The organism is Streptomyces sp. NPDC097129, assembly GCF_055668065.1.
Map to the genome: position 1 here is coordinate 327,640 of NZ_JBVOQE010000011.1, position 20,238 is coordinate 347,877.

Genomic DNA, 20,238 nt, shown 5'->3' on the forward strand with positions numbered 1-20,238 from the left:
CGGCTACGTCGTACCGAGCCGTGAGCTAGTTCGTCCCGATGCGGGCCAGCAGGTCGACGATCCGCGTCTGGACCTCCGTGCTGGTGGACCGCTCCGCCAGGAACAGCACCGTCTCGCCGGACGCCAGCCGCGGCAGGTCGGCCTGGTCGACGGCGGCCGTGTAGACGACCAGCGGGGTGCGGTTCAGCTGCCCGTTCGCACGCAGCCAGTCCACGATCCCGGCCCGTCGCCGGTGCACCTGCATCAGGTCCATCACGACCAGGTTCGGCCGGAACTGCCCCGCCAGCGCCACCGCGTCCGCGTCGCTCGCGGCCCGCGCGACCTGCATCCCGCGCCGCTCCAGCGTCGCGGTCAGCGCCAGCGCGATCTCCGCGTGCTCCTCGATCAGCATCACGCGCGGCGGGTGCTGCTCACTGTCCCGGGGCGCGAGCGCCTTCAGCAGGACGGCCGGGTCGGCGCCGTACGCCGCCTCCCGCGAGGCCTGCCCGAGACCGGCGGTCACCATCACCGGCACCTCGGCGGCCACGGCGGCCTGCCGCAGCTGCTGCAGCGCGGTGCGGGTGATCGGCCCGGTCAGCGGGTCCACGAACAGCGCGGCGGGGAACGCCGCGATCTGCGCGTCGACCTCCTCGCGCGAGTGCACGATCACCGGCCGGTAGCCGCGGTCGCTGAGCGCCTGCTGAGTGCTCATGTCCGGCGCGGGCCACACCAGCAGCCGGCGCGGGTTGTCCAGCGGTTCCGGCGGCAGTTCGTCGTCCATCGGCCGCGGCGGGGGCGCGTCCGCGACCTCCACCGCGCCGCCCGGACCGTCCAGCGGCTCGGGACCCTCGGCGGCGTTCTCGTCCGGCGCCCCTATGGCGTACGACCGTCCGACGCCCTCGGTGCCCGGCGGCACCAGCCGCGCCTGCCCGGGCAGAGACGGCTGCGGCACGGGGCTGCCGGGACCGCCGGGGCCGCCCGCGGGCCCGTTGGGACCGGTGGGCGCGGGGCGCTGAACGGGTGCGCCGGGTGTTCCGGGCGCGCCGGATGCTCCGGGCAGCGGGGGTGTGGCGGGCGCCGACGGATTCGCCGACGGATGCGGACGGGCCGTCTGCTCGGCGGCTCCGGCGCGCGTGGCGGGATCGGGCGGCGTGCCGAGCTTGCGGCGCCGTCCGCCGCCCCCGGGTGCGTGCGGCGGCGGGGTGGCCGTCCCGGGACGCACGGGCTGAGCGGCCCCCGGCGCCTGCGCCTGGGCGGCCTGCCGGGTGAACGGCACGCCCTGCCCGAGCGTGCGCACGCTGATCGCCCGGCCCTGCGTGGAGTTCGGATCCACCAGCCCGGGAGCCTCGGCGGGCAACGGCTGCGCGGCCCGGGAGGCGGGGGTTCCGGCGGGAGGGGTCGCGGAGGCCGTGGGCGGTGTGGGGACGCCCGTGGGAGGGGTCGGGGAGCCCGTGGGAGGTACGGCGGTGGGCCGGGCCGGCGGTACGGGTGTGGGCCCGGCCGGGGGTGCGGTGGCGGGGCCCGCCGGGGGCACGGGGGCGCCCGGGTTCGCCGCGCTCGGCGGCACCGGGGCCGCGCCGGGGGTGGGCAGCGGTCCGGTCGGGTGCGGGGGTACGGCGGTGGGCCCGGCCGGGGGTGCGGTGGCGGGGCCCGCCGGGGGCACAGCGAGGGATCCTGCCGGGGGTACAGCGGTCCCGGTGCCCGGCGTGGCGTCGGCGGCCGGCCACTGCTGCGGGGCGGGGGTGCCCTGCGGCGGGGTGCTCCGGCCGGGTGCGGACTCGGCGGGGAGCGGCTGGGCGGCGCCAGGCACGGGGTGCGGGTGCGGAAGGCCGTGCGGGGGGACGGGCTGTGCCGGTGCGGCACCGGCGGACTGACCGGGGGTCGGCCGGCCGGCGACCGCCCCGCCGGTGTCCGGCTGCCCAGGGGAGGCCGGTGCCGTGAGCGGCTGCGCGGCCGCGTCCGGAGCGCTGGGCCGGCCGGCGGGCGCGACAGGGGTCGGTGGTGCCGGGGCGACGGGAGGCGGCGGGGTCGGCGTGGCTGCCGTACCGCTCGTCGCCACACCACCCACACCAGCCACGGAGCCCCCACCGGATACGGGAGTCACCGGAGCGTCGGAGGCGGCCCCGTCACCCGCAACGGCACCGGCTGCCACCCCAGCCCCACCCTGCTCGGGCTGGCTGGCCGCGCGGCGGCGTCGGCCGGTCGGTGCGGTCGTCGGGTGCGGCTGCGGCGGCGTGTGGTCGCCGGAGTCGCCGTGCGGCGCGCCCTCGTGGCGGCCGTGGGCGATGAGGACGTCCGCGGGCACGGCGGGCCCGGGTACCGGCAGGACCCGCGCCGCACCCGGCTGAGCCCCGACGACCGGCGCGTCAGACCCGGCCACCGGAGCGCCGGGTGCCTGGACGGAGGCGTCGGGACCGGCGTCGGCCGGGCGGTCGGGGCCGGCCGGCGGAAGGGCGAAGACGGTGCGCGGCGCGGCCTCCTGCGCGGCGGCGCGTTCCTGCGCGGCCGCGAGGGCACGGCGTCGCCGCCCGGTGGGCTGCGCGGCGTCCCCGGAGTTCCCGGAGTCCTCCGCGTTCCCGCTGGACGCGGGCAGCGCGGGCGGCAGGGCGTTCTGCTCGACGTCGGCGGGGCGCCGGGCGCGGCGGCCGGACGGCGCGGGCACGCCCTGCGGCGGCACGGTCCCGCCCAGGCCGGTGCCCACGGCAGCGGTCCCCGCCGCGTGCTCGTCGGCGGTCATCACGGCGCCCTCGGCCGGGCCGTCCGTCGCGTCCTGCGTCGCGGCTGCGCGGCGTCGCCGCCCGGTGCCGCCACCGGCGAGCTCCAGGGCCGCGCCCGCAGCCGGCGTCTCCTCCTGCGGCGCGACCGCACGCCGGCGCCGCCGCCCGGTACCGCCCGAGCCGTCGCCGGCCGAGCCGGACGGCTCCTCGGCGCCCTCGAGTTCCAGGAACGCGTCGGTCGACGAACGCCGGGCCCGCCGCCGCCCGCCACCGGAGGTGTGGTCGTCGGCCGGGACCTCATCGGGGACGGGCCCCGCGACCGCGATCTGGGCGCCCGGCCCGGCGGCCGTGACGGCCCCGGCGCCGCCGCCGAGCGGCACCTCGAGGACGTACGCGCTGCCGCTCATGCCCGGCACTTCGTGCGTCTGCAGTACGCCGCCGTGGGCGCGCACGATCCCGCGCACGATCGGCTCGTGCACCGGGTCACCCCCGGCGTACGGTCCGCGCACCTCGATCCGCGCGACTTCGCCGCGCTGCGCCGCCGCGACGACGACGGTGTTGTCCATGTAACCGCCCGTCGACACGGGCGCGTTGCCGGTGGCGTCGACGCCGGCGACGTCCGCGACGAGATGCGCCAGCGCGGTCGCCAGCAGGTGCGGGTCGACCTCGGCCTCGATGGGCGGCGCGTGCACCGCGAACTGCACCCGGCCCGGGCCGATCAGCTCCACGGCCCCCTCGACCCCGGAGGCGACGACGGCGTCGAGCATGACCTTGGTCCGCGTGATCTGCTGCCCCGAGGCGTCGAGCCGCTGGTAGCCGAGGACGTTGTCGATGAGGGTGGTGATCCGCGCGTAGCCGGCGCTGAGGTGGTGGAGCACCTGGTTGGCCTCGGGCCACAGCTGGCCGGCGTCGTCCGCGGCGAGCGCGGACAGTTCACGGCGCAACTCGTCCAGCGGCCCGCGCAGGGACGCGCCGAGCAGGGTCGCCAGCTGGTCGTAGCGCGCGTGGAGCGCCTCGTAACGATCCTTCTCGCGCTCCCCGAGGGCGGCGTAACGTTCCTCGCCGGCCGCCAGCTCCTCGGCGTGCTTCTCGCGCAGCTCCTCCAGTTCCGTGACGTGGCTCTGGCGCAGCGCCGTCAGGTCGGAGGCGTGCTCCTCGGAGAGCCGCTCCAGCTCCTCGGCGTGCGCCTTCTCCAGCGCCGCCTTCGCCTCCACCAGGGCCTCGTACGGCCGACGGTCGGAGAAGGTCATGACCGCGCCGACGAGCTGGTCGCCGTCGCGCACCGGCGCCGTGGTCAGGTCGACCGAGACCTGCTCCCCGCCCTTGGACCACAGCACCTGCCCGCGCACCCGGTGCTTGCGCCCGGAGCGCAGGGTGTCGGCGAGCGGGGACTCGTCGTACGGGAACGGCGTGCCGTCGGCGCGCGAGTGCAGCACGAGGTCGTGCAGTGCCTTGCCCCCGAGGTCGCTGGCCCGGTACCCGAGGATCTGCGCGGCGGCCGGGTTGACGAGCACGATCCGCCCGTCGGTGTCCGTGCCGACGACACCCTCGGAGGCGGCCCGCAGGATCATCTCGGTCTGCCGCTGCGAGCGCGCCAGCTCCGCCTCGGTGTCGATCGTCCCGGACAGGTCGCGCACGACGAGCATCAGCAGCTCGTCGCCGGTGTAGCCGTAACCGTCGTAGGCCTGCTGGCCGTTCTCCAGATTCGCGCTGGTGACCTCGACCGGGAACTCGGTGCCGTCGGTGCGCCGGGCCATCATCCGCGTCGGCTTGGTCCGCGCCCGCGGGTCGATGTGGTCGGGCCGGCGCATCGAGCCGGGGATGAGCTTGGAGTCGAAGCCGGGCAGCAGATCGAGCAGCCCACGCCCGACGAGGGCGGTGCCCGGGGTCTCGAACGCCTCCAGCGCGATGGTGTTGGCGTTGACGACGGTGCCGTTGGCGTTGACCAGGACCAACGCGTCGGGCAGCGCGTCCAGTATGGCTGCGAGGCGAGCAGCGCCTCGGGATGGCCTGCTGCTCACGAGACGCTTCCTCCCTGTTACCGCACCTTGCCGACCGCTCGGGCCATCTTGCCAACCGGCCCGCGGCGTGTCACGCCGGGGAGTCTACGGGGAGCCGTTGCGGCTGCGATGCCGGATGAACCGGTTGCCCGAACGGCCCGGCGGCGCTCTCGTGACGGCGGCCGCCGGGACCTGCGCACTCCTGCGTGAGTCGCGTGGGTGTGTCGTGTCTGCCGCGTGTCTGCGGCGTGTCAGTCGCGCAGGTCGGGCAGCAGCGGCACGAAACGGTCCCACCGCCCGATCTCGCATCCGTCGCCGCGGTCGAACCGCGCGTCGACCGGGCGTCCGGCCCACGTGCCGGTCACATGGGCCGTCGCCGGCCCGCCGTACTGCATGGTGCACATGGTGCCCTCGGGCACGGGCGCGAAGGTTTCCCTGCCCCACCGCGTGTTGCGGTCCAGGGCCTGGCAGGCGCCGGCGGCGTCCGGGTGGGTGCCGCCGTCGGGGTGGCAGAACACCTCGTACGTCCCGTCCCACCCCTGGCCGGCGCCCTGGACGGTGACGACGAGGTGATCGCCGCTCGCGGGCCGGTCCTCGTCCCGCACGGGCGGCGGCATGAACGAGCCGCTGCCCGAGCCGCCGCTTCGCGGGTACGCGACGGAGGGCGCCGCCGACAGGGAGCCGGCGGCGGCGCAGACGGCGGCGAGGACGAGGACGCGGCGCAGCAGGCCGGGCGCGGGCTGGGTCATGACGTGAGACATGACCTGCCTAACGCTCCACGCGACGGGACGTTTCGCCGCGGCGTAAGCCCTTTGCCCTCCGGCCTGCCTGCCTAGTACCGTGGGAGCCGATTGGTGACACGACGCTCGACTGTGTCATCATCTGCACGCACCACTCGCGCTCGCGCGGGCGGCTGTGCTGGAGGCGTCGCCTAGTCCGGTCTATGGCGCCGCACTGCTAATGCGGTTTGGGCCTTAAAGCCCATCGAGGGTTCAAATCCCTCCGCCTCCGCGCTCGATCACCGAAGCCCCGGTCCACAAGGACCGGGGCTTCGTCGTTCCCGAGCGCCGCGCTCCCCCTCAGCTGATCCCGCCCATTGACCGTTTTCGCAGGTCAGGCATGGTCTGGCTAACGGATTTCACATGACGGCGGCAGTCATGTAATGTTCTTCCTGTCGCCGCGAGCGGGCCGAAAGGAACGGGACCGGGGACAAAACAAAAGAACAAGCACTCGTAGCTTAACGGATAGAGCATCTGACTACGGATCAGAAGGTTGCAGGTTCGAATCCTGCCGAGTGCACACAGGACGAAGGCCCCGGATCACTCCGGGGCCTTCGGCGTTTCGGGGGCGTGCAGCCAGCGAAGTACAGCAACGGCATCACCCGCTACCGCCCATGGCATCGGACAGCTTGCCGATCGCCAGCCCGCACTTCCTCCTCGCTCGCTTCGGCGTAGACCTCCATCGTCACGGCGATCTGGGAGTGCCGAAGGATTCGCTGGGCGGCCTTCGGGTGGACCTTTCGTGCGACCAGGAGCGAGCTGCACGTGTGCCGGGTGTTTCGGAGTGGGATCATGCGGACACCGGCGCGGCGAGCCCGGAGGGCGAACATCCGGGTGAGATTCCCAGGCTCGAAGGGAGTGCGTCGTCGGACTCCTCGATCCTCGTCTCCCGGTGCAGGATCTGTCGCCCGGCCCGCTGGATCTGGTGGTCCACGTAGATCTCGCCCCTGCCTAAGTCCACGGACTTCCAGGTAAGCCCCATGACCTCACCGCGTCGCAGGCGGAGGCAGAGCACGAGCATCCAGGCCGCGAAGAGGTGATCGTCGCGGGCGGCGCAGTCAGCGAAGAATCGGCCCGCTTCGGCGACCGACCAGGGCTTGATCCTTCGGCGCCTGGGCTTAGGGACCTTAACGAGAGAGGCGACGTTCTTGCCGATCTCCTCCTCGGTGACAGCGTGCGTGAGCGCAGCACTCGCCTACGGCACAGCAGCGTTGCAGTCAGCTTGTCGAGCCGCTTCGAGCCGAGGTGCGGATTTGATGTAGAGCCGCACCGGCCCCTCGTAGGTCGCGTATGTCAGGGGTGCGAGATTCGGCTTCACGATCTCATCAAGGCACCCGGCTGCGCTCGGGCTCCGCCGGCGCGCGCCCACGTGTGGACAGGGCCGACGGCCATGAGCCGATCACCGCATATCGCGAGTCCGATGTGGCGTGCGCGGGGAGCTCCCATCCCGTCCACCGTCGACCCAGGCAAAGCCGAGACGCGGCCCATGGCATCCAGGCCGTTCGTACAGTGACGCGCTCCACCTGGACGCCATGGACCACGCCCGCTCTACACACGTGTGGGTCGACGGCGGACGGGATGGGAGCTGGGGAGGGTGGTGGGCTGAGGTCAGGCGGACTGCGATCGCTCGCCGGCTGGCGCTAGGGTGCCGCTTTGAGGGGGCGAGATGGCAGACAAAAACAGCCGGTGGAATCACCCGCACTGGCACCTGGTGTTCGTGCTGCCGCTTCTCATCTTCCTGATCACCGAAGACGACGCGATCACACGAGGCTTCCTGGCCACGGGGCTCGCACTCAATGCTGTCCGTTATGGGCATGCGTTGGCACCGTGGACCCGTGACAAGAGCGCCTCTGCTCCTGACATCAGTGGCTGACACCAACAGCCGCGAACGACAGCGGTCGAGGCCGAACCTCAGCGACCGACCGGCCGAGGCACAGCACACGTTCGCCAGCGTCGGCAGCTGGCCGTGATCGACCTGATAAGGATGAGGCCAGATCCCAAAACTCCGGGGCCGTCGACAAATGACGTAGCGTCGCCGAGTATCCGCATGTGACTGATGCAGATCTCGTAGCGGCCGTCCGTGCGTACGCGGCTGACCAGGAACTGCCTGGTCCGGCCTCTCCGGAGGACGCCGCCGGGTTCGAACGGATAGTGGGGCACCCGATGCCCGAACTGCTGAAAAGGATCTACCTCGAGGTCTCCAATGGCGGCTTCGGACCGGCAGAGGCCGTGTCCCTCACGGACACGGGTGACTGGTTCAGTGACTGCGAGGACATCGCGATGGCGTACCGCGAGCTCGCCGATCCCGAGCGTGGGATCCCACCAGGGATCGTGCCGCTCATGGACCGAGGATGCGCCATGTGGGCGCTCATCGACTTCAAGACGGCGGACGGGCAGATGTGGGACTGGGACCCCAACCTCTGCTGCAAGGAGCACGCCCTGGCCCCGCTGGGGCAGTCACTGGCCGGGTGGCTGACCGACTGGCTTCACGGCACCATGCCCGATGGGTCCTACCCACATCGCGAGTTGTCCGCCAGGAACTGCCCCGCCCGGTGAACGATCCGCATCAGGCCGCACTCCAGCTGCTCTTGCAGGACCAGAAGGTCGCAGGTTCGAATCCTGCCGAGTGCACACAGGACGAAGGCCCCGGATCACTCCGGGGCCTTCGGCGTTTCGGGGGCGTGCAGTATCCGCATCACCCCCTCCGCTGGACCCGGCTGCCGCGCGTGATCCTTTCGTGGGCGTGTCTCTTGGTGGGACAGCGCGCCCACCGCGGAGTGAATGGGGCGAGGGTGAGCGCACCCCCCGCTTGAATGGCCGGGGTCAGCAGTCCCCACTCACGTAAGGCCTTGCACATGCCTGGGCTTCCGCCGATCGGCGCCGAGATCCCCTGCTCCCGCCTTGCCATCAACACCCAGCTCCGGATCGAGAACACCCCCGTCAGCGTCGACTTCCGGGGCGGCATCAAGCACCGCGTCGACGTCAACCCCGACGACCCGATCAACTCCGTGCGGCTGCGCACCGTTGGACACCGGGTGTCTGCGGAGCTGCCGCACGGGGACGGGATGGACGGCGGCACCCTCACCATCGAGCAGGACGATGTCGACGTCGACGCGCCCAGCACCTTGCGCGTGACCCAGCAGTTCCCGCCCAGGTACGAGCTTCGCGAGGTCACGACCTTCACGATGACCATCGACCGGCCCGAGGAGGAACCGCTGGTTCTGACCACCAAGGAGCCGATGGTCCTCATCGGACAGCTGACCCAGTACCCGCCCCGGGGCGACGTCTACAAGCTGGAGAAGCCGGTCGAGCTGGTCGACCCGGAGGACCCGGCCAAGGTGCTCGCCGTCATCGAGGAGTTCCCCGTCAAGGTCGGCGGCCTCTAAGAGCGACAGCGGGACCATGGTCCGAAGGCGCTGCGCTCGCGCCCGAGGAGCCGCCCGATCCTGCCGATCAGAAGGTCGCGGGCTCGTAACCCAGCCGAGTACACGCAGAGCGAAGGCCCCGGATCACTCGACCCGGGGCCTTCGGCGTTCGGCCCCGGGCCGAGTGATCCGGCTCACCTCCTGTCACAGCCGCGCGGCGGCCGGTGTCTTGGGGGTGAACGGTGACATCACAGACCAGGAGGGCCCCATGTCCGAGACCATCGACGTCATCGTCATCGGTGGCGGGTACGCCGGTGTCATGGCCGCCAACCGGCTCACGCGGCGCGACGGCGTGAGCGTCACCCTGATCAACCCGCGGCCCTCCTTCGTCGAGCGGATCCGGCTGCACCAGCTGGTGGGTGGCACTCACGGTGCCGTCGTCGACTACCGCACGGTGCTGGCCGGGCCCGTGCGGCTGGTCGTCGGCAGCGTGGAGCGGATCGACACCGCCGGGCGCCGGGTCGCGCTGGCCGGCGGGGACGCCCTCGCGTACGACTACCTCGTCTACGCCGTCGGCAGTGGCAGCGCCGATCCTCAGGTGCCCGGTGCCGCCGAGTTCGCCCGTCCGATCGCCCGCCTGGAGGACGCCGAGCGGCTGCGGCCCCTGCTCGATGCCGCGCCGGCGACGGCCGCGGTGACGGTCGTCGGGGCCGGGCCCTCCGGGATCGAGACCGCAGCCGAGCTGGCGGAGCAGGGGCGGGTCGTGACCCTGGTGTGCGGCGGTGCGCTCGGGCCGTCGCTGCACGCGCGGGGGCGGCGCGCCGTCGCCCGGCGGCTGGCCCGGCTCGGGGTGCGCGTGTGCGACGGGCCCGGTACGGAGGTGACCGGCGTGGCTCGTGATGCCGTCACGCTTCGGGACGGGCGCTTGCTGCGCAGTGACGTCACCGTGTGGACCGCCGGGTTCGGCGTGCCGGACCTCGCCGCGCGCAGCGGGCTGCGGACCGACGCCCTGGGCCGGCTGCTCACGGACGAGACGTTGACGAGCGTGGACGACGAGCGCATCGTGGCGGCCGGGGACGCGGCGGCGCCCTCCGGACTGCCGTACCGGATGGGCTGCCAGTCGGCGGTGCAGCTCGGTCCGCAGGCCGCCGAGATCGTGCTCAGCCGGATCGCGGGTACGCCGCCCAGGCCCGTCCAGGTCGGGTTCGCCGGTGTGTGTCTGAGCCTCGGGCGGCGCGCGGGCGTCTTCCAGTTCGCACACCGCGACGACGTCGCCGTACCGCTCCACCTCGGCGGCCGTCCGGGCGCCGGGCTCAAGGAGATCATCTGCCGCAGTACCGTCTGGCAGCTGGGTTACGAGGCCCGCAGGCCGGGTGTGCGCACCTGGTGGGCGAAGGACGGCAAGCGCCCGGAGCTGCTCGCGGCGCGGCGAGCCGAGGCGCCGGCCACCGCCGGACGGGCAGCGTAGGCATCCGGGTCCGACGGGCAGCGTAGGCCTGCGGGTGCCGGCCGGGCGTCGTATGCATCCGGGCGCCGGACGGGCGGCGCAGGCATCCGGGACCGGTCACGGCAGCCGTGACGGAAGAGGGGAACGACAGGTGAACGACCACACCACCCAGCCGGCCACCGACAGCTTCGTCGCCCACCGCGACCTGCTGTTCACGGTGGCCTACGAGATGCTCGGCTCGGCGGCCGACGCCGAGGACGTCCTGCAGGAGACCTGGCTGCGCTGGGACAAGGTCGATCTGGAGCAGGTGCGGGACCGGCGCGCCTACCTGGTGCGGATCACCACCCGGCAGGCGCTCAACCGGCTGCGCACGATGAAGCGCCGCAAGGAGGCGTACGTCGGCCCCTGGCTGCCGGAGCCGGTGCTCACCGCGCCGGACGTGGCCGAGGACGTGGAGCTGGCCGAGAGCCTGTCGATGGCGCTCATGCTCGTGCTGGAGACGCTGTCGCCGACCGAGCGGGCCGTTTTCGTCCTGCGTGAGGTGTTCGGCCTCGGCTACGACGAGATCGCCGCCGCCGTCGACAAGAGCCCGGCGGCCGTGCGTCAGATCGCGCACCGAGCCCGCCGGCACGTCGACGCCCGCCGCCCGCGCGAGGCGGTCTCCGCGGGCGTGACCCGGACGGTCCTGGAGTCGTTCCAGCGGGCCGTGGAGACCGGCGATCTGCAGGGGCTGCTCGATGTGCTCGCCCCCGAGGTGGTCCTGGTCAGCGACGGCGGCGGCGTCAAGCAGGCCGCGCGGCGCCCCATCCTCGGCGCGGACAAGGTGGCCCGCTTCGCCATCGGCGCCATGCGCAAGGCCGGGTACGCGATCAGCGCCGAACTCACGCAGGTCAACGGCAGCCCGGCGTATCTGCTGCGCGTCGACGGCGAGATCGACGGCGTCATGGCGCTGCGGGTCGAGGACGGCCTGATCACCGGCCTGTACTACGTCCGCAACCCGCACAAGCTGTCGCGCGTCGGCGGCGAGACCGCGTTCACCCGGTCATGGGCGCGCTCATGACCGACCCGAGGTCCATCGTGTGGTTCACCAGGGCTTTCGCGGTCCCGGCGCAGCTGACCCGGTAGGGGGCGGCATGGTCGTTCAGCCGGCGGCCGGCCTCCGCGACCGAGATGTCGGCGTAGGCGGCGGCCATGCCCTTGGCGATCTCCAGGGTGGCCGTGGCGCCGAGGGCGCTGCGCACCCGCGTCATGACGTCGTCGCCGCGCGCCGGTTCCATGGAGACCGGTGCATCAGCGACAGCGCGGCGGAGTCGGCATTCCTTCGCATAAGTGTCCGCCAGGTCGACGAACGCCCGCGCCGGCTCTCGCTCGCGGTTCAGGCTCGCCTCCTGGGCGGGTTCGGCGCGGTTGTGCGGTCGGTCATGTTGTGGTGTGCGGTCAGTCGTTGCGGATGTCCAGGGTGCGGGCGATGACCGCCCGTGCGATCTCGGTCGTCGTGCGGCCCTGCGCGAAGGCCCGGGCACGGAGGAGAAGTACGGCCTCGTCCGCTCCCACGCCGAGCTGCACCATGATCATCCCGGTGGCCTGGTGCACCTCCTCCCGGTCGGTTTGCGCTCCCTCCAGCCACGTCACGACTCCGTTGGTCCCGGCAGAGGACCGGTCGAGCGCGATGACGGCCAGGGTGACCGCGTCGGCGACCAGCAGCGCCCAGCTCACCTGGTCCTCGCTCAGCGAACCCGTCACCTGCCGGTACAGGTCCAGGGTCCCCAAGGGGGTCCCGGCGACCGTCAAGGGGAGGGAGAAGGCGGCCTGCGCGCCCGCCTTGGCGGCCTGGTCGCTGAACAGCGGCCACCGGCGGGCGTCGGGCGAGCGGGTCAGATCCGTCGCGAACACCGGGGCGCGCAGCTGGACGGCCTCGGCGCAGGGTCCCTCGCCGAGCGTGTACTGGATCTCCGCGATCCGGGTGGCTACGGCGTCGCTCGCGCACAGCACGACTCCGGTGTCCGCGTCGCGTCCGTAGACGGACACCGACACGCCCGACACCCACGGCAGCAGCGTCAAACAGGCCCGGCACAGCGCGTCGGGCACCTCGGCGGGGCGCAGGCCCCGGACGCCGACGATCAGTTCCCGGGCCACGAGGGCGCGCCGGGCGTCGGTCTGCCGTTCGTAGTCGTCGTCCTCGAACGCGTCGTCACCGGTCACCGCCACCGCCCTCACCTCCCCGCGCCCGCGTCCACCACTGGCTTCGCCGATCTTGCTTCACAGACCGGACTGCTGTGGTGGAAGCAACGGGCACGGGGAACAGACGGCCGTCCACACCGCCCGAGTCTCCGCCCGCACGGCCCGGAAAACCTGACGGTCCCGTGGCGGGAATCCTGGCGGTCGGTCCGGTGCCCGGGAAACCTGGCGCTCCCGTGCGCGGAACGCCCGGCGGCCCCCTGCTCCGCGGTCGCGTTGTCAGTGGCTGCCCCTACGCTCGGCAGTGATGGCACAGGTGTGGCGATGCGCGGGGATGCGGTGGGCGGACGGCAGCCCCGAGCTGGTGTGGGACGGGGGGCGGCGCTCCGCGCTGACCTGGGGGAAGACGGTGGCCTTCGCGGTGGTGGAAGGGGGTGGGCGGACGTGTGTCGGGGCGCGGGGGCATCCGTGCCCGGGGCGGACGCAGGTCCCGGCGCGCAGTACGGGAGCGCGGTGCGAGGAATGCGCGCGACTGGACCGGGCGCACTCCGTGGCCGCGGACACAATGGCGGACGATCCGCGGCCGTATCACGTCTATCTGGCCTGGTTCGGGCCCGGACTGGTCAAGGTCGGGATCACCGCTGTGGAGCGCGGGGGCGCCCGGCTGCTGGAGCAGGGGGCCGTCTGTTTCAGCTGGCTCGGGGCCGGGCCGCTGATGGCGGCGCGGCGGACCGAGGAGCTGCTGCGGTCCGCGCTGGGCGTCCCGGACTGGATCGCGTACGCCGAGAAGCGGGCCGTGCGGGCGTGGCTGCCCGCTGACCCGGGCGAGCGAGCCGCCGAGGTGGTGGCCCTGCACGCGCGGGCTCTGACGCTCGGCGGGTGGCCGGAGTCGCTCGCGCGCGAACCGTGCCGGGTTGCCGATCACGCTCAGGCGTTCGGGCTGCACCGGATCTCCGCGCCCGTGGGGGAGGTGCGCGGGCTGGTCGCGGGAGGCGCGGTGTGCGGAGAGCTGGCCGCGGCGGCCGGACCGGACCTGCATCTGCGCACGGCGCGCGGCGACGTCGTCCTCGACACGCGGCTGCTGCCGGGGTGGGGTCTGGTTCCCGCGGCGGCCGGCGAACTGTCCGTGCCGGTCGTGGCGCTGAGGAGAGAGGGGCCCGCGCAGGACGGGTTGTTCTGACGGGTTGTCCCGGCGAGGTGTTCTGGCGGGTTGTTCCGGCGAGGTGTTCTGGCGAGGTGTTCTGGCGGGGTGTTCCGCCGGGGTGTCCTGACGAGTTGTTCCGACCGTGGTGGAAAGCCTGTCCGACCGTTGGGCAAAAGGGCTGGTGGACGGCGCCGGGAGGGATCACGCTGGGTGCATGAGTGATCCCCAGTCCTCCGCCGGGCACGGGCCCGTCCCCGTTCCCGTCCCCGCCCACGAGCCGCCCTACTACGCCGTCGTCTTCACCTCCGTCCGGACGGCGGACGAGGACGGGTACGCCGAGACCGCCGAGCGGATGGAGGAACTCGTCGCCGAGGTGCCGGGATTCCTCGGCATGGACCACGCGCGCAGCTCCGGCGGGCTGTCGATCACCGTCGGCTACTTCCGGGACGCCGCCGCCCTCGACGCCTGGCGCAGCGACCTCGAACACCGGCGGGCCCAGCAGCGCGGCCGCGCACACTGGTACGAGCGGTACACCCTGCATGTGGCCAAGGTGGAGCGCAGCCACACCTACGAACGTCCTGCCGAGGACTGACCACCCCCCGGGCCCCAGCGGCACGGGAGGGGGCGCCGAGCCCGGGCAACCGAGCCCGTTCCTGTCAGCCCCCTGTGCGTTTCTCAGGAAAATCACAGACGCGCGAAAGCCTCCTCTCAGAGGTGCCGGACACGGTGGTCGCCATGACCACGACCTCGCCCCAGGGGCGCACCGAACTGCTGAGGCCGGACGGGAGCCCCGTCCGGGTGCTTGTGGTGGACGACGAGCTGTCGATCACCGAGCTGCTGTCGATGGCGTTGCGCTACGAGGGCTGGAACATCCGCAGCGCGGGGGACGGGCAGGGCGCCCTCCGCTGTGCGCGGGAGTTCCGGCCGGACGCCGTTGTGCTCGACATGATGCTGCCCGACATGGACGGGCTGTCCGTCCTCGGGCGGCTGCGCCGCGAGATGCCGGACGTGCCCGTCCTCTTCCTGACCGCGAAGGACGCCGTCGAGGACCGGATCGCCGGCCTCACCGCGGGCGGCGACGACTACGTCACCAAGCCGTTCAGCCTGGAGGAGGTCGTGGCGCGGCTGCGCGGGCTCATCCGGCGTGCCGGCGCCGCCGACCGGCGCTCGGACTCGGTGCTCGTCGTCGGCGACCTGATGCTCGACGAGGACAGCCACGAGGTGTCCCGGGGCGGCGACAACATCCATCTCACCGCCACCGAGTTCGAGCTGCTGCGCTTCCTGATGCGCAACCCGCGGCGCGTGCTCAGCAAGGCGCAGATCCTCGACCGCGTCTGGTCCTACGACTTCGGCGGCCAGGCCAACGTCGTCGAGCTGTACATCTCCTACCTGCGGCGGAAGATCGACGCGGGCCGCGAGCCGATGATCCACACCCGGCGCGGCGCCGGCTACCTCATCAAGCCCGCGGTGTCATGAGCGCCCGGCGACGGCCGCGGACGCGGTGGCGGGGCCGGCAGCCGCGCACGCTGCGGACGCGGCTCGTCGTCGCGTCGGTGGTGTTGATCGCCGTGGTGTGCGCGGTGATCGGCACGGTGACAACGCTGGCGCTGCGCTCGCATCTGTACGATCAGCTGAACCGGCAGCTGGGGGAGTTGTCGATGCGGGCGGCGGGTCCGGCGGGCGGTGATCCGGGGCCGAGGCCGATGAACGGTCAGGACCCGCTCGACTTCGTCACCCGGGGGCCCCAGGGCGGCTTCGGCACAGTCGGCGCGACCGTCGTCGGCGGCCAGGTCACCCGGGGTGTGGTCAGCAAGGCCCGGGAGGACAGGACAGCCGAGGCCGTGTACCTCGACTCCGGGCAGCTCGCGGTGCTCGGCGCCGTACCTCGTGACGGGCACCCGCACACCGTGGACGTCTCGGGCCTGGGCAAGTACCAGGTGGAATACCAGAGCGGCCGTAACGGCGCCTTCTACGTCGCCGTTCCCACCAGCCAGACCGACTCCACCGTCAACACCCTGATCCTCGTCGAGGTCAGCGTCACCGCCGCCGGGCTGGTCGCCGCCGCGATCGCCGGGTCCGTGCTCGTCGGCGTCGCCACCCGACCGTTGCGCAAGGTCGCCGCGACCGCCACCCGGGTCTCCGAACTGCCCCTGCACAGCGGCGAGGTGAACCTCAGCGAACGCGTCCCGGAGTCCGAGTGCGACCCGACGTCCGAGGTCGGCCGGGTCGGCGCCGCGCTGAACCGCATGCTCGACCATGTGCACGGCGCGCTGCACGCCCGCCAGGAGAGCGAGACGCGGGTACGGCAGTTCGTCGCCGACGCCAGCCACGAGCTGCGCACCCCGCTCGCCTCCATCCGCGGATACGCCGAGCTGACCCGGCGCGGCCGCGAACAGGTCGGCCCCGACACCCGGCACGCGCTCGGCCGTATCGAGTCCGAGGCCTCCCGGATGACCCTGCTCGTCGAGGACCTGCTGCTGCTCGCCCGCCTGGACGCCGGCCGGCCCCTGCGGTGCGAGCACACCGACCTCGTCCCGCTCGTCGTCGACACCGTCAGCGACGCCCGGGCCGCCGGACGCGACCACGTGTGGCGCCTGGAACTGCCCGACGAACCGGCCCTGGTGTCCGCCGACCCCGCCCGGCTCCAGCAGGTGCTGGTCAACCTGCTCGCCAACGCCCGCACCCACACCCCGCCCGGTACGACGGTCACCGCGCGCGTGCGGGCCGACGGGCCCTGGAGCTGCGTGGACGTGGCGGACGACGGGCCCGGCATCCCGCCCGAGCTGCTCCCGTACGTCTTCGAACGGTTCGCGCGCGGTGACTCGGCCCGCTCGCGGGCCACCGGCTCCACCGGGCTCGGCCTCGCCATCGTGCAGGCCGTCGTGGCCGCGCACGGCGGCGCCGTCACCGTGGACAGCGTGCCCGGCCGGACCGTGTTCACCGTGCGCCTGCCCGCGCTCACCGCGCGGCCGGCGCACGACTCACAGGCCCGGCACAGCGCCACCACACGGGTGCGACAGGGCGCCTGACCACAGTCGTTCGCATGCGAACCGACTCTTCTCCCGGCACCCTGCCGGCGCGGGAGCACCTCCCGGCCGCCCCAGCCGGAACGCCTGTCCTGGACGTCGTGATCCCCGTCCACAACGAGGAGAAGGACCTGGGGCCGTGCGTCGAGCGACTGCACGAGCACCTCACCCGGACCTTCCCCTACGCGTTCCGCATCACCATCGCGGACAACGCGTCGACCGACACCACCCCGCAGGTGGCGGAGCGGCTGGCGGAGACCCTCGCGCAGGTGCGGGTGTGCCGGCTGGAGCTCAAGGGCCGCGGGCGGGCGCTGCGGGCCGTCTGGTCCGCCTCGGACGCCCCGGTCCTCGCGTACATGGACGTCGACCTGTCCACCGACCTCAACGCGCTGCTGCCGCTGGTCGCGCCGCTCATCTCCGGCCACTCCGACCTCGCGATCGGCTCCCGGCTGAGCCGCAGCGCGCGGGTCGTGCGGGGCGCCAAGCGGGAGTTCATCTCCCGCACCTACAACCTCATCCTGCGCGGCTCGCTCCAGGCCCGCTTCTCCGACGCGCAGTGCGGCTTCAAGGCCATCCGGGGGGACGTCGCCCGGGTGCTGCTGCCGCTCGTCGAGGACAGCGGCTGGTTCTTCGACACCGAGCTGCTGGTGCTCGCCGAGCGCGCCGGACTGCGCATCCACGAGGTGCCGGTCGACTGGGTCGACGACCCCGACTCGACCGTGCACATCGTCACCACCGCGACCGACGACCTCAAGGGCGTGTGGCGGGTGGGCAGGGCGCTGGCCACCGGGTCGCTGCCGCTGGACCGGCTCAGCCGGCCCTTCGGCGACGACCCGCGCGACCGTGACATCAAGGACGTCCCCACCGGACTGGCCCGCCAGCTCGTCGGCTTCTGCGTGGTCGGCGGCCTGTCGACCGTCTTCTACCTGCTGCTGTACAGCGGCTTCCGCACCGTCACCGGCTCCCAGCTCGCCAACGCGTTCGCCCTGCTGGTCTCCGCGGTCGCCAACACCGCCGCCAACCGCCGGCTCACCTTCGGGGTGCGCGGCCGCGGCGGCGCCGTACGCCATCAGGCGCAGGGACTCGTCGTGTTCGGCATCGGGCTGGCCCTGACCAGCGGCTCGCTGGCCGCGCTCGGTGCGGCCACGGCGCAGCCCGCGCACTCCACCGAGCTGGCGGTGCTGATCGCCGCCAACCTCGCGGCGACGGTGCTGCGGTTCCTGCTCTTCCGCGCCTGGGTCTTCCCGGACCGGGAGCCCACACCCCTCCGCACCGGCGACGCCGCGGACCCCGCCCTGAGGGACGTCACCGTGCGCCTGCAGCCGGTGCGCCCGTACGACACCGACCCGAGGGACCGCCGATGACCGCCCACAGCCCTGACGACGTGGCCACCTGGGGCCCGCCCCCGCCCCCGACCCCGACCCCCGGTTCCGCGCCCTCCGCGGAACCCGTCACCGGGCCGCCCGCGGCCGGTGACACCCCGGAACGGCCGCAGGACCCCCGCTGGGCGCGCCCGGCCTTCCTCGGTCTGCTGCTGGCGACGGGCCTGCTCTACCTGTACGACCTGAGCGCCTCCGGCTGGGCCAACTCCTTCTACTCGGCGGCGGTCCAGGCCGGCAGCAGAAGCTGGAAGGCGTTCTTCTTCGGCTCCCTCGACGCCGCGAACGCCATCACCGTCGACAAGCCCCCCGCCTCGCTGTGGCCGATGGAGCTGTCGGTGCGGGTCTTCGGCCTGAACTCGTGGGCGATCCTCGCCCCCGAGGCGCTGATGGGCGTCGCCGCCGTCGCCGTCGTGTACGCGGCGGTACGGCGCCGGTCCGGCCCGGTGGCCGGCCTGATCGCGGGCGCGGTGCTCGCGCTCACCCCGGTCGCGGCGCTGATGTTCCGCTTCAACAACCCGGACGCGATGCTGGCGCTGCTCATGGCGAGCGCCTGCTACCTGGTCGTCCGCGCGCTGGAGGACGGGCGCACCAAGTGGATGGTGTGGGCCGGGGCCGCGATCGGTCTCGCGTTCCTCGCCAAGACCCTCCAGGCGTTCCTGATCCTGCCCCCGCTGGCGCTGGTGTACGCGGTCTGCGCGCCGGTGCGGCTGCGCAAACGGCTCGCCCAACTGGCCCTGGCCGCCGTCGCGTTGGTCGTCTCCGGCGGCTGGTGGGTCGCGATCGTGGAGCTGTGGCCGGCGTCGTCGCGCCCGTACATCGGCGGCTCGCAGAACAACAGCTTCCTGGAGCTGACCTTCGGCTACAACGGCCTCGGCCGCCTCAGCGGCGACGAGACCGGCAGCGTCGGCGGAGGCGGCGGTCCCGGCGGCGGCAACGGCGGCGGCATGTGGGGCGCGACCGGCTGGGACCGCATGTTCGGCTCCGAGGTCGGCGCCCAGGTCTCCTGGCTGCTGCCGACGGCGCTGATCCTGCTGGCGGCCGCGCTGTGGGCCACCCGCAGGGGCCGCCGTACGTCGGTGACCCGCGGCGCGTTCCTCGTCTGGGGCGGCTCGCTGCTGATGACGGCGGTCGTCTTCAGCTACATGGCGGGCATCTTCCACCAGTACTACACGGTGGCGCTCGCCCCGTACCTCGCGGCGGTGACCGGCATGGGCGCCGCGCTGCTGTGGCAACGCCGGAAGGAGACGTGGGCCGCGTGGGCCCTCGCCGCGTCCGTCGTGGCGGCGGCGGTATGGGGATACGTGCTGCTCAACCGCACGCCGGACTACCTGCCGTGGCTGAAGTGGCTGGTGCTGGCCGGCGGCCTGACCGGGGCGCTCGGTCTGCTCTTCGCGGGCCGCGTGCCACGGCGGATGGCGCTCGCCGCGGCGGCGGTGAGCCTGCTGGCGGCGCTGGCCGGTCCGACGGCGTACACGCTGAGCACCGTCGGCTCCGCGCACACGGGCTCCATCCCGACGGCGGGCCCGGCGGGCGCGAGCATGATGGGCGGCCGGGGCGGCCCGGACGGCATGCGCGGCGGTTTCCCCGGCGGGGCGGTGCCGGGGCAGCAGGGCCGGCCGGGCCAGCAGGGCCAGGGCAACGGCTTCCCGGGCGGCGGCATCCCGGGAACGGGGCAGAACCAGGGCCAGGGCGGCCGGTTGCCGGGCGGCGGGACGGGCAACGGCTTCCCCGGCGGTCGTACGGGCGGCGAAGGCGGCATGGGCGGTGGCACGGGTGGCGGCATGGGCGGCGGCATGGGCGGGCTGCTCAACGGCGCGAACGTCTCCGCCGAGGCGAAGAAGCTCCTGGAGACGGACGCCTCGAAGTACACCTGGGTCGCCGCGTCCATCGGCTCCCAGAACGCGGCCAGTTACCAACTGTCCACGGGCGAACCGGTGATGGCGATCGGCGGCTTCAACGGCACCGACCCGTCCCCGACGCTCGCCCAGTTCAAGAAGTACGTCGAGGAAGGGAGGATCCACTACTTCATCGCCGGGGGCACGGGCGGCACGGGCGGTGGCAACGGCACGTCGTCCCGGATCACCTCCTGGGTGCAGAGCACCTTCAAGAAGGTGACGGCCGGCTCGGCCACCTTCTACGACCTGACGAAGAAGGCGAACGGCTGAGCGACCGAAAGACCGCTGTGTGTTGTACACCGTATAGCCAGCGCTATACGGTGTAC

At 73.2% G+C, this 20,238-nt stretch carries 15 protein-coding genes, 2 tRNA genes and 1 pseudogene; 13 read left to right on the top strand and 5 right to left on the bottom strand.

Translation table 11 applies throughout. From position 1 onward, the window contains the following. Window positions 1-25: 25 nt before the first annotated feature. Complete coding sequence (locus tag AC0B9F_RS29570) at window positions 26-4,717, bottom strand: PAS domain-containing protein (RefSeq protein WP_472007701.1); 4,692 nt, start codon at window positions 4,715-4,717, stop codon at window positions 26-28. Window positions 4,718-4,947: 230 nt separating this feature from the next. Next, window positions 4,948-5,457, bottom strand: a complete 510-nt coding sequence (locus AC0B9F_RS29575) for an SSI family serine proteinase inhibitor (RefSeq protein ID WP_472007702.1) — start codon at window positions 5,455-5,457, stop codon at window positions 4,948-4,950. Between the two features lie 159 nt (window positions 5,458-5,616). On the opposite strand from AC0B9F_RS29575, the gene AC0B9F_RS29580 reads away from it, so the two are divergent. Both AC0B9F_RS29580 and AC0B9F_RS29585 read left to right on the top strand, forming a co-directional pair. After that, window positions 5,617-5,707, top strand: a tRNA-Ser gene (locus AC0B9F_RS29580). A gap of 215 nt (window positions 5,708-5,922) precedes the next feature. Then, window positions 5,923-5,995, top strand: a tRNA-Arg gene (locus AC0B9F_RS29585). A gap of 78 nt (window positions 5,996-6,073) precedes the next feature. Here the strand turns inward: AC0B9F_RS29585 and AC0B9F_RS29590 are convergent. Continuing rightward, window positions 6,074-6,805: pseudogene (locus tag AC0B9F_RS29590) on the bottom strand (site-specific integrase); the annotation flags it as partial. Window positions 6,806-7,141: 336 nt separating this feature from the next. On the opposite strand from AC0B9F_RS29590, the gene AC0B9F_RS29595 reads away from it, so the two are divergent. The 5 genes from AC0B9F_RS29595 (at window position 7,142) to AC0B9F_RS29615 (ending at window position 11,347) form a co-directional block, all read left to right on the top strand. Further along, complete coding sequence (locus tag AC0B9F_RS29595; protein WP_472007703.1) at window positions 7,142-7,348, top strand: hypothetical protein; 207 nt, start codon at window positions 7,142-7,144, stop codon at window positions 7,346-7,348. 176 nt (window positions 7,349-7,524) lie between these two features. Then, entirely contained in the window at window positions 7,525-8,031 is a 507-nt protein-coding gene (locus AC0B9F_RS29600) for an SMI1/KNR4 family protein (protein ID WP_472007705.1), read from the top strand. A 299-nt stretch (window positions 8,032-8,330) separates the two neighbouring features. Then, window positions 8,331-8,861 (top strand): hypothetical protein, encoded by a 531-nt coding sequence (locus AC0B9F_RS29605; protein WP_472007706.1) that lies wholly within the window; start codon window positions 8,331-8,333, stop codon window positions 8,859-8,861. Window positions 8,862-9,108: 247 nt separating this feature from the next. Beyond that, window positions 9,109-10,308, top strand: a complete 1,200-nt coding sequence (locus AC0B9F_RS29610; RefSeq protein WP_472007708.1) for an NAD(P)/FAD-dependent oxidoreductase — start codon at window positions 9,109-9,111, stop codon at window positions 10,306-10,308. 130 nt (window positions 10,309-10,438) lie between these two features. Next, window positions 10,439-11,347, top strand: a complete 909-nt coding sequence (locus AC0B9F_RS29615; RefSeq protein WP_472007710.1) for an RNA polymerase sigma-70 factor — start codon at window positions 10,439-10,441, stop codon at window positions 11,345-11,347. On the opposite strand, the gene AC0B9F_RS29620 is transcribed toward AC0B9F_RS29615, so the two are convergent. Both AC0B9F_RS29620 and AC0B9F_RS29625 read right to left on the bottom strand, forming a co-directional pair. Continuing rightward, window positions 11,322-11,564, bottom strand: coding sequence for a hypothetical protein (locus AC0B9F_RS29620; protein WP_472007712.1), 243 nt, complete (start codon window positions 11,562-11,564; stop codon window positions 11,322-11,324). The genes AC0B9F_RS29615 and AC0B9F_RS29620 overlap by 26 nt on opposite strands. A 160-nt stretch (window positions 11,565-11,724) precedes the next feature. Next, the gene (locus AC0B9F_RS29625) at window positions 11,725-12,495 is read right to left on the bottom strand and encodes a GAF and ANTAR domain-containing protein (protein ID WP_472007714.1); all 771 of its coding nucleotides are present in this window, start codon (window positions 12,493-12,495) and stop codon (window positions 11,725-11,727) included. Between the two features lie 277 nt (window positions 12,496-12,772). Between AC0B9F_RS29625 and AC0B9F_RS29630 the strand changes: the two genes are divergently transcribed. From AC0B9F_RS29630 to AC0B9F_RS29655, 6 genes are all read left to right on the top strand, one after another. Further along, entirely contained in the window at window positions 12,773-13,645 is an 873-nt protein-coding gene (locus AC0B9F_RS29630) for a DUF2797 domain-containing protein (protein WP_472007716.1), read from the top strand. 178 nt (window positions 13,646-13,823) lie between these two features. Beyond that, window positions 13,824-14,201, top strand: a complete 378-nt coding sequence (locus AC0B9F_RS29635) for an antibiotic biosynthesis monooxygenase family protein (protein ID WP_472007718.1) — start codon at window positions 13,824-13,826, stop codon at window positions 14,199-14,201. Window positions 14,202-14,344: 143 nt separating this feature from the next. Next, window positions 14,345-15,085, top strand: a complete 741-nt coding sequence (locus AC0B9F_RS29640; protein WP_472007720.1) for a response regulator transcription factor — start codon at window positions 14,345-14,347, stop codon at window positions 15,083-15,085. Next, window positions 15,082-16,638, top strand: coding sequence for a sensor histidine kinase (locus tag AC0B9F_RS29645; RefSeq protein ID WP_472007722.1), 1,557 nt, complete (start codon window positions 15,082-15,084; stop codon window positions 16,636-16,638). The genes AC0B9F_RS29640 and AC0B9F_RS29645 overlap by 4 nt, the downstream gene beginning before the upstream one ends. Window positions 16,639-16,652: 14 nt before the next feature. Next, window positions 16,653-17,999, top strand: a complete 1,347-nt coding sequence (locus tag AC0B9F_RS29650; RefSeq protein ID WP_472007724.1) for a bifunctional glycosyltransferase family 2/GtrA family protein — start codon at window positions 16,653-16,655, stop codon at window positions 17,997-17,999. After that, window positions 17,996-20,182, top strand: a complete 2,187-nt coding sequence (locus AC0B9F_RS29655) for an ArnT family glycosyltransferase (RefSeq protein ID WP_472007726.1) — start codon at window positions 17,996-17,998, stop codon at window positions 20,180-20,182. The genes AC0B9F_RS29650 and AC0B9F_RS29655 overlap by 4 nt, the downstream gene beginning before the upstream one ends. Window positions 20,183-20,238: the final 56 nt, after the last annotated feature.

Excerpts from the sequence above, each read along its gene's own strand:
- AC0B9F_RS29620 (WP_472007712.1), bottom strand. The coding sequence starts at position 11,564 with ATGGAACCGGCGCGCGGCGACGACGTCATGACGCGGGTGCGCAGCGCC.
- AC0B9F_RS29635 (WP_472007718.1), top strand. The coding sequence starts at position 13,824 with ATGAGTGATCCCCAGTCCTCCGCCGGGCACGGGCCCGTCCCCGTTCCC.
- AC0B9F_RS29655 (WP_472007726.1), top strand. The coding sequence starts at position 17,996 with ATGACCGCCCACAGCCCTGACGACGTGGCCACCTGGGGCCCGCCCCCG.
- AC0B9F_RS29595 (WP_472007703.1), top strand. The coding sequence starts at position 7,142 with ATGGCAGACAAAAACAGCCGGTGGAATCACCCGCACTGGCACCTGGTG.
- AC0B9F_RS29650 (WP_472007724.1), top strand. The coding sequence starts at position 16,653 with ATGCGAACCGACTCTTCTCCCGGCACCCTGCCGGCGCGGGAGCACCTC.
- AC0B9F_RS29575 (WP_472007702.1), bottom strand. The coding sequence starts at position 5,457 with ATGTCTCACGTCATGACCCAGCCCGCGCCCGGCCTGCTGCGCCGCGTC.
- AC0B9F_RS29610 (WP_472007708.1), top strand. The coding sequence starts at position 9,109 with ATGTCCGAGACCATCGACGTCATCGTCATCGGTGGCGGGTACGCCGGT.
- AC0B9F_RS29640 (WP_472007720.1), top strand. The coding sequence starts at position 14,345 with ATGACCACGACCTCGCCCCAGGGGCGCACCGAACTGCTGAGGCCGGAC.
- AC0B9F_RS29630 (WP_472007716.1), top strand. The coding sequence starts at position 12,773 with ATGGCACAGGTGTGGCGATGCGCGGGGATGCGGTGGGCGGACGGCAGC.
- AC0B9F_RS29645 (WP_472007722.1), top strand. The coding sequence starts at position 15,082 with ATGAGCGCCCGGCGACGGCCGCGGACGCGGTGGCGGGGCCGGCAGCCG.
- AC0B9F_RS29605 (WP_472007706.1), top strand. The coding sequence starts at position 8,331 with ATGCCTGGGCTTCCGCCGATCGGCGCCGAGATCCCCTGCTCCCGCCTT.